The following is a 14,051-nucleotide window of genomic DNA, read 5'->3' on the forward strand; positions in this document are numbered from 1 at the left end:
AACGTTTGGCTAAATCTCTCAAATCCATAAATCCAAAGTACAAAATATTAAACAAAAACAAATAACATCCGAACAAATTCTTAATCGCAAATGCAAAAAAACAAAATCAAGCAAGCAACTGATTAGTTACAGCTCCCGCAATAATAAGGCACTTGAATAAATGGATACGCATGACCTTGGTTTGGTTTAAGTAGTTGGTTTTTAGCCTTTAGCTTTTGGCCTTTAGCCTTTTTGTTCTTGGCCTTTGGGCTCTGTTGAGCTTTAGCTTTTAGCCTTTTTGTTCTTGGCCTTTGGGCTCTGTTGAGCTTTAGCTTTTAGCCTTTTTGTTCTTGGCTTTTGAGTTCTGTTGAGCTTTAGCTTTTTCGCTTCTGGTTTTTGGGCTCTGTTGAACTTTAGCTTTTGGCCTTTAGCCTTTTTGTTCTTGGCTTTTGAGTTCTGTTGAACTTTAGCTGTTGGCTTTTAGCCATTAGCTTTTTCTTTATCTTGGGTATCAATTGGATATACCCATCTCAGTGGTTGACTTTGGACGCTTTTAACAAGAAATATTTTGAAAATGTGGAAAGGCAGGCAGTAGTTGTTCAAAAATAGTCATTTTAAGTAGATTTACCCGACTGATTCGCCTTTGAAACTGTCGGGGTAAGGTTTATTTATCTTTTTTAGTATTGCGTCGTGTAGGTACTTTCCATTCTTGACCTAAATCATCTAATAAGTCAATGAAATGTTGGGCAAGTTGTCCTCTTCTGAACCTTTCCTTTTGGAAAAAAAAACAATATCCCAAAGTTTTCGTTTCCTTGATTTAGAAGGATTACAATGCCCATGCTCAGCCTGAAATATCTTTAGCTTAGCAAATCTCTCATTCCATAAGTAATCGTATACAGGCAAACTTAGTCTCTTTCCTTTTAATGACCAGGAAAATCCGATGCTATCCAGTAATTCAATGCGTTTTTTAGATAGCTTGCCCTGTTTACGACGCCCACGTTGTTTGCTTTCCCAACGACTTAGCTTTATCCCTCTGGAGTTTGACGGCTTGCCGTGATATGCCCCGTTTTTTCCAAATAAGCCGCTAGTTTGTCAAAGGTTGTCATCCAAACCCCCTCTTTTTTAGACAGATGACTGTATTTTGCTGAAATTACCCGCTCCTTCGCTTACCAGGTAAAACCCAACTTGTTCAACAACTCTTTTCGCCACGAAACCATTCTCATCTTATTGATTCGTTGGCCAGATACCCAACCTCCCAAGGCTTTGTTTTTCGCCCACCCAACACTCTACAATCTCCGTATATTTTTTTGTACGCTTTGAGCTCTAAGTAACGCATGTATCATTGCTCGTCGCGCGAATCCCAACTATGGGGCTTCTCAAAAGGGTAGACCCATTCCTTGTCTTCCATAAGACCTAAAATACACAATATTTTGGAATTATTTGATGTTTCATATAGCTTGACAGTTTAGTGAACTGCTTACTAACTACTACCTTAGTCACCAGTGATTGACTACCTGTGACCACCCCCTCAATCCCCCGAAAAATTTCCACCACCAGTGGCACTACTACTGCAGTACTGTATTGCGCATGTCTGTATTCCGTTATTCAAAAATTACACTCTAATGTTAAGTTTTATTTTTTAAACCTGATTTTATCAACCACCCACCACCAAATATGACTAAAGCTGCTCCAATCCCAACACCAAATGGCCAATACTCTAGACTACCAGATCTATAATCACTTATTATATTTGACAACTCAGAACAAGTTCCTAAAATTAATAAGGCTCCAACAATTGTTTTCCAGTTTATCATTTTTTACATATTTATTTTTTTGACTTCTAACTTGGTTTAAGTTTGAGTACAACAGTAATTTAAATCAAAAAATAGTGCTCAATTAATGCTATCTTTAATGTGCAAAACTTACTTGGTATACCTCAAAGCTAATAACTTTTACCAAAACCACCTTGAAAAGAGTAAGGCTCCTGTTGGTGTTTTACTTATGGGTAAGTTTTGAGAATTAGGTATTTGCAAAGTCTGAAACCCTCTAGAGCTTTTTAGACGATGGTAGGTTTCAGACTTTACCAAGTTAAAAAAACTTGCCTCAACTTTGATTTGAGCCTGCAAACGCCCATTTTCAACTATTATTTCACGAGGCTTAATCCGGTCATTTAGAAATTGAAATCTCATTAGTCTCAGCTCTGAGGTACAACCAGTACATTGGCTTAATCGGAGCATTCAGAAATCAAAGTCACAGCAACGGCAGAGGTAATCATCAATAAACCATTCAACTATGTCTAATTCTGTTTTACCCCCTATAGAGGGACTAAAGTATGTGCCCGATTTTGTAAATAAAAAAGAAGAAAAGCAGCTACTGAAGGAAATAGCCAGAGCTACCTGGGAAGACCTCTATGTGAGACGGGTACAACAATATGGCTATAGGTATCACTTTCTTAAGCGTACAATGGATCACGTGTCTACCCATACCCCCTTGCCCGGTTGGGCTGCCCAACTTACCCAGGCTTTTTTAATAAGGCAATATTTAAACACCCTGCCCGACTTATTAATCGTAAACGAATACAAGGCAGGGGAGGGGATTAAGCCTCACATAGATAGTCCACTGCTTTTTGGTGAAACCATTTTGATTGTAAGCCTGGAAGCAGACTGTATCATGGAGCTCGAGCCAATGCCAGAGGTTGGGCAAGGTAAGCAGGCATTGGCATTGGCAGCCCGTAGTTTGCTGGTGATGCAAGGCGAAGTCCGCCACCACTGGCAACATAGCATTGTAAATGTGCAAAAGCGCAGGGTTTCGCTTACTTTTAGAACAGTAAAAGATGAATATAAAAAATAAATAATGATGAATGATGATGTAGACACTTCGCTGATGTTGCGAATAGTGACAAGCGTATTGGACAATGATTGGGAAACCGCTTGGGTAAAGTTAACAACTGACCCAGGTGATGCGTGTTTGGTTTTACCCAAACCTATTAAACTTAGGAGCATTCACTTCGCTGTCAATGGTGCTTATGAGGCAGTAGCAAAACACAAGCAAGAGGCTGTCAATATAGCCTATTGGGACGAGCGGGAAGCTTATTTGACCCAGGCATTGGGTAAACCTGTAGGCGTAGCCGCGAAAGAAGAGTTGCAGGAGGAGTTAGACGGTATTATTGAAAAAAAACGTGATTTATTGCACCGTAACCTGGCTTCCCCGTTAGGTCCTCCTAATTTGGTCCAACAGTATAGTTCGGTTGCCCGCTGTTTGGTTGATGTACTGAAAATAAATGATCCTGAAAGCGTGATTGAGAGTGCCTTGATTCACGATATTGAGCAACTTTTTAAGCAACGCATAGCCAACACAATTCGCCCTGAGTAATGATTGAGGAAATAAATACAGCATTGGTGTTAAAAGTAGTTGACGAAATGTTGCGCAATGACCTGGAAACCATTCGGGCAAAGGTAACAACTGATGAAGATTATGCCCTTTTGTTTTTGCCTCATCCTCCCAGTCTCGACCTTCTCGGAAGAGTATACAATACCGTTACTTGTGCTTATAATGGAGTATATTATGGTATAGAAAAAGGCAAGAGGGCGATGCAACAGCATGAACGACTCGCCTATTTGGAAAAAACACTAAAAAGCTGGAAGTACAAGCTTCCTTACTTCAAGAAAAAAAAGCAAGTACTTCGGGCAGAAATGGAACGCATCCAGGATGAGTTTTCACAAGAGATATTATCTCCGGCTACTCCTGATTGGTTACAGGATATAATAGTTTTGGCAGCACTATTTGTTATATTGATGAAGATAAACGACTCTGAAGGTGCTTGCCAAAATGCCTTGAGCCACGATATTGAAAAGTTTTTGCAAAACAAGATCACCAAAGAGTAACAACTATAAAGTTACTTTCCCTTGTTGCTTTTACCCTTTACTCTTCTAAAACACATACCTCGCTCCAAACTGAAACTGTCGGGGTGGGGCGGCATTTCTGATGGTTAAACTGCCCGAAGCACGAGGCCCTACCTGAATCTGGTTGCTTTGACTGGCATTGTTTGAAAATCCACTCAGGTTCTCTGCATCAAACACGTTGAATACATCGGCACTTATCTCGAACTTGTGGCGACTGTTTTTACCCAAAGGTATTTGATAACGCACACTCAAGTCAAACGTATTAGACCAAGGCAAGCGGTCGCTGTTGCGGGGTTCTCCTGGCGAGCGGTCACTGTTTCCTACATAAGCATCACCAAATGATCTGCCATCGCCGTTGAGGTCAGTAGTGCCAAATATGCTGGCATCAGGAATACGGTTGATGGGTTGCCCGCTTTGTAGCAAAAATGCGGTAGTAACCGTGAAGTTTTTAATAGGAAAAAAATTGATCACCCCATTGATCACGTGGCGGCGATCGTTGAGGGCGGGACCCCACTCTGCTTCAAAATTATTGGCATCCATTGCCCTGAAGTTAATGTCTTCGGTGTTGTTTTCCAGCAACGACAAAGTGTAGGTAAAACGGTAACTTACTTTACTTTTGCCTCGGGCTTTCTGGAGATTAAAACTCGCCCCCCAATAGGTAGACCTTCCGGCGGTTTCTGATACAACCACATTGCGTGCTATGCCACTGATGCGTTGTCCGTTGATAATGGCATAACTGCCATTGGCATCGGTAAGTATGGGTACTGGGCGGGTAAAATCCGCTTCGGTTTGGGTGCGTATTGGCTTTGCTTCACTAGGGCTAAATGGTTTGGGAGCATTGAGATTGCGCAGCCTAAACAAGTTATACGACTGATTGTGTACCAGGTCGACATAAAACAAAAAATCACGGTCAAACTCATATTGATACCCCAACGATATTTGGTGGGTGTAAGGGTTTTGCCAGCCATTGGGCGATAATATGCGGCGTTCGTTGCTGAATATATTATTTCTTTCGTTTTGCAAGGCGGTTGGAGCAGGCGCCTGAAGATAGCCCACATTGTCTACACTTGCCGTAAGATTGCCATCAAAAATGAGTTGGTTCAAATCTGCCGATGGATCAATCAGGTCTTGCGCCTGTAGCTGTTGCAGTTGCAGCAAGTAATTGTCAGACCTGGTATTTTGCTGTAGGGCATCGCTATACACAGCATACAGTATTTTTTCAAAAAAAGTACCTACACCACCTCTTATCGTACTCGACGCATTGATTTTATAATTGAAGCTAAAGCGAGGTGCAATGTTATTAAAATCCCCTTTGCCTGCTCCGGTTTGCGATAAGTTGTCAAAATCGTAGCGAAGCCCCAAGATCAGGTTCAAACGCGAGGTGACCGAGTATACATCTTCTACATAAGCACTGTAAATGTTTTGGGTGCCCCCAAATGAGTTGGGTCTGAGTTCTACGCTGGCGCTGAGTACCTGCACTGTAGCGGGTACATCGCCAATCTGGAGGTTTGCCCCTTTGTTTTGGGCAATCATTGCGGCAAGCTCGGCATTGGTGGGCAAGATGGTATAGTTGCCATTGATGTTGCCCCCGCCAAACAACGAGTGCTGGGCACTGATAAGCTCAATCCCGGCTTTGATGGTATGTTGGCTGCTTAGCGAGTATTCCAGCTTTTGCTGAATTTGCCAGGTTTTTTCGTGAGAGTCAAAAATAAACCCTGGGTGCCCTAATACCGCTGCGGGAAGGTTATTGACTAAAATATTTACCTGAGGGCTTTCCCCGTTTTGAGGCCTGCCATAGTTCCAGCGAAAGCGGGCAAACTGCACATTGCTTTCCCAGATCAGTTTTTTGCCCGTATAGAGATTTTTTAATGCAATCAATGTCGAGTTTCTGTCTTGCAAACTTGCCGCAGAAGGAAACAAAGTGCCTCCTTCCAAGCCACCGCCTTGCCGTTCAATGGCACTTATGCCCACATTTGCCCGCAAAGTAGTAGACCAATGCTTGCTCCAGAAATGATCTATTTTGCCCGAAAGGTAAGTAAACCTGTTTTGCCCCCTCACGGTCTCGTTTACATTGAGGTCGGGCGAGTTGAGCAAGTTGTCTTTTACATCAATGGTCTGCTCTGCATTTATGTAGTAGAAAGTCTTGTTTTTAATCAAAGCTCCCCCTAGTCCAAACCCCGTCTGGTAGCGTTGAAAACCATCTTTTACCTGATTGCCGCTTAAATCGCGTTGGGCAAACTCTGAAGGGGAGTCAATGACCGAACCAGGGCGGACAAGCAAGAAAACTTCACCATTGAGCTGATTACTGCCCGAACGCGAAGTGATATTGACAATGCCATTGCCCGTGAGCCCAAACTCAGTAGAATAGTTGTTGGTAAGCACCGTAATGTTTTTGGTAAACCCTACAGGAATAGCAAATTTTTGTCCACCCAAAAAACGTTCGTTATTGTCCAAGCCATCTATCATATAATTGGTAAACAGACTATTTGCTCCATTGATGCTGATATTGGGGGCTTCGGGATAAAACCCTGTGGCTTGGGTTATGTTGGGCAAACGATACAAAGCCCTGGTAATGTCGCGTCCCTCTATAGGCAATGTCTGAATTTCTTTGAGCTGGAGGTCTGAGGCTACTTCGGCATTGATGGTGTTTATTTTAGAACTGGCAGCCGATACTACTACCTCATCGAGTTGCTTTGAGTTTTTGCGGATCAACAACAGTTGCACACTGGGTTTTGCCTGGGCGCGGAGGTCTATGCCAGTGACTTTAGTCGCCAAGTATTGCTCATTTCCTGGCACGCTTACCTGGTAAGCTCCCAGCGTAGACAAACCCCTAAACCATACTTTACCCTGGGCATTGCTCACGCTTTGGGCCTGGTAACCAATGGCGGGGTTTTCAAGGTATACCTTAAGGTTTTTTACTGGCTGAAGGTCAGGGAGGCGAAGAAGACTTACTTCTAAATTTACTTGTGCCCAACCCAACGAGGCAAGGCTTAGCAAGCAGCCGATATAAATGATGGTAATTACTTTTTTCACAGTTGTTATAATCAATTGATTGAGAAAGCCCGGAAAGCACAATTGAGCTAAACCAAAGCCAGGTATTGGCGCAAAATATCGTCATAATTTATGGAAGTTTGCAAGAGGACAGCCGATAAAATAAATAAAATGCCCGGAGGTGTTTGGGGTGGAGCGACATCGTTTGGAACAACGTCAGGCTATTCGAAAAAAATGTGTACTTTTGCCGATTGCCAGGCATAAGCATCCTGTAGTTTACACTAATCTTGATATAATGAACCCAGGCGTTAAAAAAGCATTGATCATCACCAAAAAAATCACCTTTTTCATATTGAAAGCATTGGGTGTTTTTATCCTGCTATTGTTAGTTTTTATTGGGGCAAACCTGACCAAAATAGATCGTACCCCCTACAAAAAAATGCCCTACTACCGTACCACTATGGAGCGTATAAAATCGCTAAAAAACACACCTGTCCCTGTGGTAAACAATAAAACCGACTCAATAAAAGTAGGCTGGGGTAAGGCAGATTTTACGCCCAATCATCCGGTACACCTGGCAGGCTATGGCGATCGCTACGGCAATAGCGTAGGTTTACAGGATTCGCTACGGGCAAGGGCTTTTGTGTTTGATAACGGTGACCGTAAAGTAGCGATGGTGACCATAGACCTACTCATAGTGCCACCTACCATACTTGCCGTGATACACCAACAACTTTCGACTATTGGTTTTGCTAAAGAAAACGTATACTTTTCGGCTACCCATAGCCATAACAGTGTAGGGCACTGGGGATCGAGAGTAGTAGGGAGGTTGCTTGCGGGAAGTTATGAGCAAAGTGTTGTAGATAATATAGCCCATGCGGTGATTAGTGCGATCAAACAAGCCAACCAAACCAAAGAATACGCCCAACTCGGATATGTTAAAATAAACGCTAAAGACTTGCTATACAATCGCCTGGTGCGCGAAAAAGGCATTGTCGATCCTTGGTTGCGTTTGCTAAAAATAAAAAAACAATCGGGCAAGGTAGCCACACTTTTTACTTTTGCCGCCCACTCTACCTGCTTTGCCTCTGAGCGCAAACCTATTTCGGGCGACTATCCCAATCGAGTCATTCAGTTGTTGGAAAAAAGCCCTCGAATAGATTTTGCCGCATTTTTTGCCGGAGCTATGGGCAGCCATGCGCCTATAGATGTGCCTGGAGGCAACGACTATGAGCAACTGGAAAATATATCGACTAAAATGTCGGCGTTGGTGCTCGATAAAATAGACAGTGTTTCTACCAAAGCCAACAAGCAATTGTTTATGCGTTCGCTCAAAATAGACTTGCGTGCTCCACAAGTAAAAATCTCAGAAGATTGGCGTTTACGCCCTTGGTTGTTTTATGCCTTGTACGGCGATTACCCGGCTTATATCACGGCACTTCGTTTGGGTGATTTGGTATTTGTAGGTACCCCTTGCGACTTTTCGGGTGAGCTGGTGCCCCGGTTCGATGCCGTGAGCCAGCGCAAAGGAGTAGAAACCATTATTACCAGCTTTAACGGGGGCTATGTAGGCTACATTACCGATGATAAATGGTACAATGTAAACGAACCCGAAACCCGTCACATGAACTGGTTTGGACCTTACAATGGGGCTTATTTTACCGAAGTAATCCAAAAAGTAATTGAAACCATGTAGTAGTTAGTGCTTGCAAGGTGCCCCGTAAACAGGGGGCATAGTTTCCACCGAGAGCTGAGTAGTATTTACACTTTGTTCTACCAGTTTCTACCGACTATGAGGCAATGCTGTTGAGCTCACTACGTTCGGTTCCTTAACAAAGCCATACTGGTGAATTTATAACTCGCTGAAAATAAGTGTACTATGAACTTGTTAGTTGCCTATTGAACAGGGTGCACCTAGTGGAGGCGTTGCCGACATCCCGCTTGTGGAGAACCTTTAAACTATAGACTAAAAAAATATGACACAGAAAATCGCCAATATTGTATTGTTAGTCAACGACTACGACGAAGCCATTGAGTTTTATACCAAAAGTTTGGGGTTTACCCTCATAGAAGACACCGTGATGAGCGAAACCAAAAGGTGGGTCATAGTGTCGCCTCCGGGTGCTACCGAGAGCCGCTTGTTGTTGGCAAAAGCCAAAAACGAAGCCCAAAAAATAAGGGTGGGAGATCAGGCAGGGCAAAGGGTATTTTTGTTTTTGCATACCGATGATTTTTGGCGTGATTATAAAAAAATGACTGAAAATAAGGTCAGGTTTGTAAGGGAACCCAGCGAGGAGGTATATGGCACAGTAGCAGTGTTTGAAGACCTTTATGGCAACTTATGGGACCTGGTAGAACCCAAAGAAGCAGGAATAAACGGTTAGCAAAAAGTCGGTCGGTGCTCAGTAACTCGTGCAAAATTTACTGCAGTGGGACTATGAACCGTAGACTAAATAAGATAATAGATATAATTAAAAAATGGCTCTTATTAAGCATCCTGCGGGTACATTTTAGGAGTGTACAAAGTTTTTAAAATTTCTGATATACAGGTATTTATGTATAAATTAAAGTGATAAGTGTAGGGGCAATCCCTTGCTGTAATGCAATGGAAGTTCGCGGTTTATCGGAATGGTTGCCCTAGTGAAGAGCAAACATGGTTATACAATAACCCTTCAGCCCAATTCTTTATAAGAGCCTAAAAAATAATGAAATGATGAAAACCCATTTGTTGGCTGTTTTAGTCACCTTGTTTTGCCTGGGATTTGCCTTTGGCTCCCAAGCCCAAAAAAAACAGTATGTAGCCAAAAACTCTACGGTTAAGCTTGATTTTGCTACCAAAGCAGGGAGCATTGTAGGTGAAAACCAAAGTGCTACAAGCGCCTTAAACCCCAAAACCGGGCAAATGTTATTTACGGTACCTGTACAGGCGTTTAAGTTTAAGCGAGCCATTGTTCAAAAGTATTTCAATTACCCCGGATTGGTTTATTCAAAAAAATATCCCTTTATTAAATTCAAAGGGAAAATTGTTGACTTTGGAGCAATTAAACTTAGAAAAAAGCGGGAATATGAAATAGTCATAGAAGGTGAGCTGACTATGCGTGGAGTAACCAGGCCTATAAAAGCTACCGGAAAGCTTACAACTGGCAGAAAAGAAGTAGTAGGCTTTGCCCAGTTCAATATTCCTGACATTAGTAAATATGGCTTAGGAAAAGTAAATGGCAAACCTGTGATCCAGGCAGTGCGTGGGATAGGGGTAGACGTAACCGTAAACGCTACATATAAACGAAAGTGAAAGGAAACAAGCAGGGATAACTTGTTCAAGATGTTTTAATCCATTTTACATTGCTCAATTGTGATGCTTAGTGTAACAATTGAGCAATATAAACATGATGTATTTTGAGTATTCCAAAAATAAGCCTCTCTGCAGTTTATGTGTTGCTTGAAGCTAATGGCTTGCTACTATTTAGTGTTGTGGGTGTTCATTGCCCGGTCTAACCCTATAGTGGCAAAAGAAATGGTCATATCGCATGCCAGGTCCATAGGTTCGGTCAAAGTATCCAATTGCTCTTTGGTAAAGTTAGCCAATACATACTTTACCTGTTCACCTTTGTTAAAGTCATTACCTACCCCAAAACGAATGCGGGCGTATTGACTGTTGCCCAATACCTCCTGAATGTTTTTTAAACCATTGTGCCCACCATCTGAGCCTTTGCCCCTCAAACGTAACTTGGCGTGAGGCAAAGCAATGTCATCGACAATCACCAACAAGTTTTCACGAGGAACCTTGAGCTCTTGTAGCCAATAATTGATGGCCTTGCCGCTCAAGTTCATATAAGTAGTAGGTTTAATTAAATGAAACGTACGTCCCTTATGCTTAAACTCGGTCTTCATAGCCAGTTTATGCGTGCTAAAATCTGGCGCATCGTGTTTATCGGCAAGATGATCAAGCACCAGAAAACCAATGTTATGACGGGTGAGTTCGTATTCTGCACCTATGTTGCCCAAACCAGCAATTAAGTATTTCATTGTTTTACAAAGTTTCTTTTACAAAAAAGGTCATTAGCCTTACGACTAATGACCTGTACTTGTTTTACAAAGTCGAAGTTACTATTCTGCGTCTCCTTCTTCTCCTCCTTCTGCTTCTTCTCCATCCTCAGTTCCAGACTGCTTACCACGTTGAGCACGAGTAAGTTCAACTGATGCAATTGGAGAGCGATCGCTGTTCAATATTTCAAATTCAGTAGTTGACAAAGCACCTACTTTGACCGACTTACCTAATTCTAATTCAGAAATATCAACCTCAATGAACTCAGGCATTTTGGCAGGCAAAGCACTCACTTTAAGTTTGTTAAGCTTTGATACCAATCTTCCTCCTCCGATTACTCCAGGAGAGGTACCTACGTATTTTACAGGAACATCCATCTTGATAGCTTTATCTTCAGATATTTGAAGAAAATCAGCATGCATGATCATCTCACTTACTGGATGAAATTGAATATCTTGTAGGATGCACTCGTATTTGTCACCTTCTACATTCAAAAGTACCTTGTGTATATTGGGAGTATATACCAAGTCACGGAACAAAATCATTGGTGACTGAAAGTGTACTTGCTTGTCGCCTCCGTACAATACACATGGTACATTACCGTCTCTGCGCAGATCCTTTGAGGATTTTTTGCCGAGATTTGCTCTATGATACCCTATAATCTCTAGCGTTTTCATAAACTCACTTCGTTTAAAATATAAAATAAAAAATAACCCTTGCGGGTTTTCAGCTACAATTAGCTGGATTGTATAAACAAATTACTAATTGATTCATGTTCGTGAATACGACGTATAGCAGTAGCAAACAAATCTGCCACGCTCAATACGCGTACTTTGGGTGCGGGTTTGGTCAAAGGAATGGTATCCGACACTGCCACTTCTTCCAACACTGAGTTAGAGATGTTGTCATAAGCAGCACCCGAAAATACTGGGTGAGTACAAACTGCTCTCACACTTTTGGCACCTTTGGCAAGAATGGCTTCAGCTGCTTTACACATGGTTCCACCAGTGTCTAACATATCATCTACAATTACCACATTGGCACCTTCTACCTCACCAATTACTTGCATAGAAGCAACCTCATTGGCACGTTTACGGTGTTTGTCGCATACTACCATATCCGTTTTGAAATAAGTAGCATAAGCGCGGGCTCTTCCTACTCCTCCAACATCTGGTGCTGCAAATATCAGGTCATCAAGTCCTAATGATTCTACATAAGGAATGAAAACTGCCGATCCGTCGAGATGATCTACTGGGAAATCGAAGAAACCCTGAATTTGTCCTGCGTGTAAATCACAAGTCATCAGGCGGTCAATACCCACCGCAGATAATAAATTAGCTACTAGCTTAGATGCTATAGCAACCCTTGGCTTGTCTTTGCGGTCTTGGCGCGCATAGCCAAAGTAGGGAAGCACGGCAGTTACATACTTTGCCGAAGCACGGCGAGCAGCATCTGCCATCAGCAATAGCTCCATTAAGTTATCTGAAGGAGGACAAGTTGACTGAATCAAAAACACCTCACAACCACGCACTGACTCTTCAAATCTTGGAGAAATTTCGCCATCACTGAATCGCTTGATAACAAGCTCACCTAATGGCTGACCATATTTGAGAGAAATCTGACTGGCTAAATCGTGAGAATTGGTTCCTGAAAAAATTTTTACAACCGAGGACATTTTATATTGTTTTGGTTTTAAATGTAATCTATAAATTTCTAACCACAGAATTCTTTACTACCAAATTAGTATAGTATAAAGGGTAATAAAGAATCAATCATATCATAACTAAGACTTCACCTCTTTGCCTCTTCCGCTATTCCCTGTTCTTTTTACAAAGATGTATTTTTTGATGATCGCCCATCTTTCGGCTGAAATGAAGGCGCAAATTTAGGTTTTTTTATTTTGGAAGACAACAAAACTGCGTTTAGATATACACCTCTTTATCGATATGGCAGTTATGTGCGGTATACCTAGCGAAAGTGTAAAACTCTCAATGCACAATTAGTAAAATCAAGTTTTGACGCAATTGATCGAGCAATACTTTGAGTCTGAACCTTTCAGGGCACCCAAAAAGTTATTTTAAATCATTGAGTTGTGGTGTTTTCAAAACAATATTTTGTTGTCAATGCTTATGTATGCTATTCGTAGATGTGCAGACTGTAAGGGTAGTGTAAATAATTGATATTTATGGTATTTGTCAATACAAATTGGTAGTGGCAAGAAGAGAGGTTGATAGAGTCTTATATTAGAAAAGTACAATGAGTTCTTAGCTAGTAACTGGTCATTGAAAAAAAACCTGCTTAAAAGTAAGAAAAACCTGCGAACAAAAGAATGTTTGGCTGTAACTCCCTACCTTTGTGACATCAAATAAGAAAAAAATGTATTGAATATATATACATTGTGTAATATAATTGGGTGAATTGGCGCACTAATATTTAGTGCGCCAATTTTTTTTGCCTCATTTTAAGCTCACTGTTTTTTCACCTCGCCTTTTCCCTTTACCAAGATGCCATCCCTTGTTTTTATGTAGCGATAGTGGCTGGTTTACCTACTTGTCTATCGTTTGTCTATCTTTGGTACTATGGCAGGATGCATATTTTTATTAAAGAGTTGTTGAAACTACCTAATCAGTATAATATATTGTTTTTTGTAGTAAATACATAAAGTTTGAATATATTAATTAAGCTATATTGGTGAAATATTATTAAAAATACTGACTTTTAGTATAAATTAAACCTACTGTAAATTAGGTAGTTACAAATGGTATGCCTCTTTGTTTATATAAAATAGCCTTTAAATGCAAAAATTGAAAAAAAATGTATTGAAAAAGATAAAAAAAATGATGAACAAAAGATTGTTCTGGTATGACTCCCTACCTTTGTAGCATCAAATAAGAAAAAAATGTATTAAATATATATACATTGTGTAATATAATTGGGTGAATTGGCGCATTAATATTTAGTGCGCCAATTTTTTTTTGCCCTTTTGTAGATTGCCTATCTTTGTTATTAAGCTTTATATTTCCCCTTGTTAACTAATCAGTTTCTTTACTATTTATTCTACACTACTCCCTTCCTTAATAAGATAATGATAAGAATCAACTGGTTTTTTAGTTAAAATCTTTCATCCCTTACTT

Annotated in this window: 12 protein-coding genes; 6 read left to right on the plus strand and 6 right to left on the minus strand. The window is 41.0% G+C overall.

Going from position 1 to position 14,051, the window contains the following annotated elements; genetic code table 11:
* Positions 1 to 702: 702 nt before the first annotated feature.
* Together Q0954_RS15975 and Q0954_RS15980 are read right to left on the minus strand one after the other, a co-directional pair.
* Positions 703 to 1,008, minus strand: a complete 306-nt coding sequence (locus tag Q0954_RS15975) for a helicase associated domain-containing protein (RefSeq protein WP_299458525.1) — start codon at positions 1,006 to 1,008, stop codon at positions 703 to 705.
* Positions 1,009 to 1,604: 596 nt separating this feature from the next.
* A complete protein-coding gene (locus Q0954_RS15980; protein ID WP_299458496.1) occupies positions 1,605 to 1,793 on the minus strand; it encodes a hypothetical protein in 189 nt (62 codons plus the stop codon).
* A 478-nt stretch (positions 1,794 to 2,271) separates the two neighbouring features.
* On the opposite strand from Q0954_RS15980, the gene Q0954_RS15985 reads away from it, so the two are divergent.
* Genes Q0954_RS15985 through Q0954_RS15995 form a run of 3 tightly spaced genes read left to right on the plus strand, consistent with a single transcriptional unit; the run spans position 2,272 to position 3,863 of the window.
* Entirely contained in the window at positions 2,272 to 2,829 is a 558-nt protein-coding gene (locus Q0954_RS15985) for an alpha-ketoglutarate-dependent dioxygenase AlkB (RefSeq protein ID WP_299458497.1), read from the plus strand.
* A gap of 3 nt (positions 2,830 to 2,832) precedes the next feature.
* Complete coding sequence (locus Q0954_RS15990; protein WP_299458498.1) at positions 2,833 to 3,351, plus strand: hypothetical protein; 519 nt, start codon at positions 2,833 to 2,835, stop codon at positions 3,349 to 3,351.
* On the plus strand, positions 3,351 to 3,863 hold the full coding sequence (locus Q0954_RS15995) for a hypothetical protein (RefSeq protein ID WP_299458499.1): 513 nt from the start codon (positions 3,351 to 3,353) through the stop codon (positions 3,861 to 3,863). The genes Q0954_RS15990 and Q0954_RS15995 overlap by 1 nt, the downstream gene beginning before the upstream one ends.
* Positions 3,864 to 3,908: 45 nt before the next feature.
* On the opposite strand, the gene Q0954_RS16000 is transcribed toward Q0954_RS15995, so the two are convergent.
* Positions 3,909 to 6,914, minus strand: a complete 3,006-nt coding sequence (locus tag Q0954_RS16000) for a TonB-dependent receptor (protein WP_299458500.1) — start codon at positions 6,912 to 6,914, stop codon at positions 3,909 to 3,911.
* Positions 6,915 to 7,167: 253 nt separating this feature from the next.
* Here Q0954_RS16000 and Q0954_RS16005 point away from each other — a divergent pair, with 253 nt between their 5' ends.
* From Q0954_RS16005 to Q0954_RS16015, 3 genes are all read left to right on the plus strand, one after another.
* A complete protein-coding gene (locus tag Q0954_RS16005; protein ID WP_299458501.1) occupies positions 7,168 to 8,568 on the plus strand; it encodes a neutral/alkaline non-lysosomal ceramidase N-terminal domain-containing protein in 1,401 nt (466 codons plus the stop codon).
* 280 nt (positions 8,569 to 8,848) lie between these two features.
* On the plus strand, positions 8,849 to 9,256 hold the full coding sequence (locus Q0954_RS16010) for a VOC family protein (protein ID WP_299458502.1): 408 nt from the start codon (positions 8,849 to 8,851) through the stop codon (positions 9,254 to 9,256).
* Positions 9,257 to 9,582: 326 nt separating this feature from the next.
* A complete protein-coding gene (locus Q0954_RS16015) occupies positions 9,583 to 10,164 on the plus strand; it encodes a YceI family protein (protein ID WP_299458503.1) in 582 nt (193 codons plus the stop codon).
* A 167-nt stretch (positions 10,165 to 10,331) separates the two neighbouring features.
* Here the strand turns inward: Q0954_RS16015 and pth are convergent, their stop codons facing one another.
* From pth to Q0954_RS16030, 3 genes are all read right to left on the minus strand, one after another.
* A complete protein-coding gene (pth, locus tag Q0954_RS16020) occupies positions 10,332 to 10,898 on the minus strand; it encodes an aminoacyl-tRNA hydrolase (protein WP_299458504.1) in 567 nt (188 codons plus the stop codon).
* An 81-nt stretch (positions 10,899 to 10,979) separates the two neighbouring features.
* Positions 10,980 to 11,594, minus strand: coding sequence for a 50S ribosomal protein L25/general stress protein Ctc (locus tag Q0954_RS16025; protein ID WP_299458505.1), 615 nt, complete (start codon positions 11,592 to 11,594; stop codon positions 10,980 to 10,982).
* A gap of 59 nt (positions 11,595 to 11,653) precedes the next feature.
* Positions 11,654 to 12,592 (minus strand): ribose-phosphate pyrophosphokinase, encoded by a 939-nt coding sequence (locus Q0954_RS16030; protein WP_002706112.1) that lies wholly within the window; start codon positions 12,590 to 12,592, stop codon positions 11,654 to 11,656.
* Positions 12,593 to 14,051 lie beyond the last annotated feature (1,459 nt).

This window comes from uncultured Microscilla sp. (genome assembly GCF_947493425.1).
GTDB lineage: Bacteria > Bacteroidota > Bacteroidia > Cytophagales > Microscillaceae > Microscilla.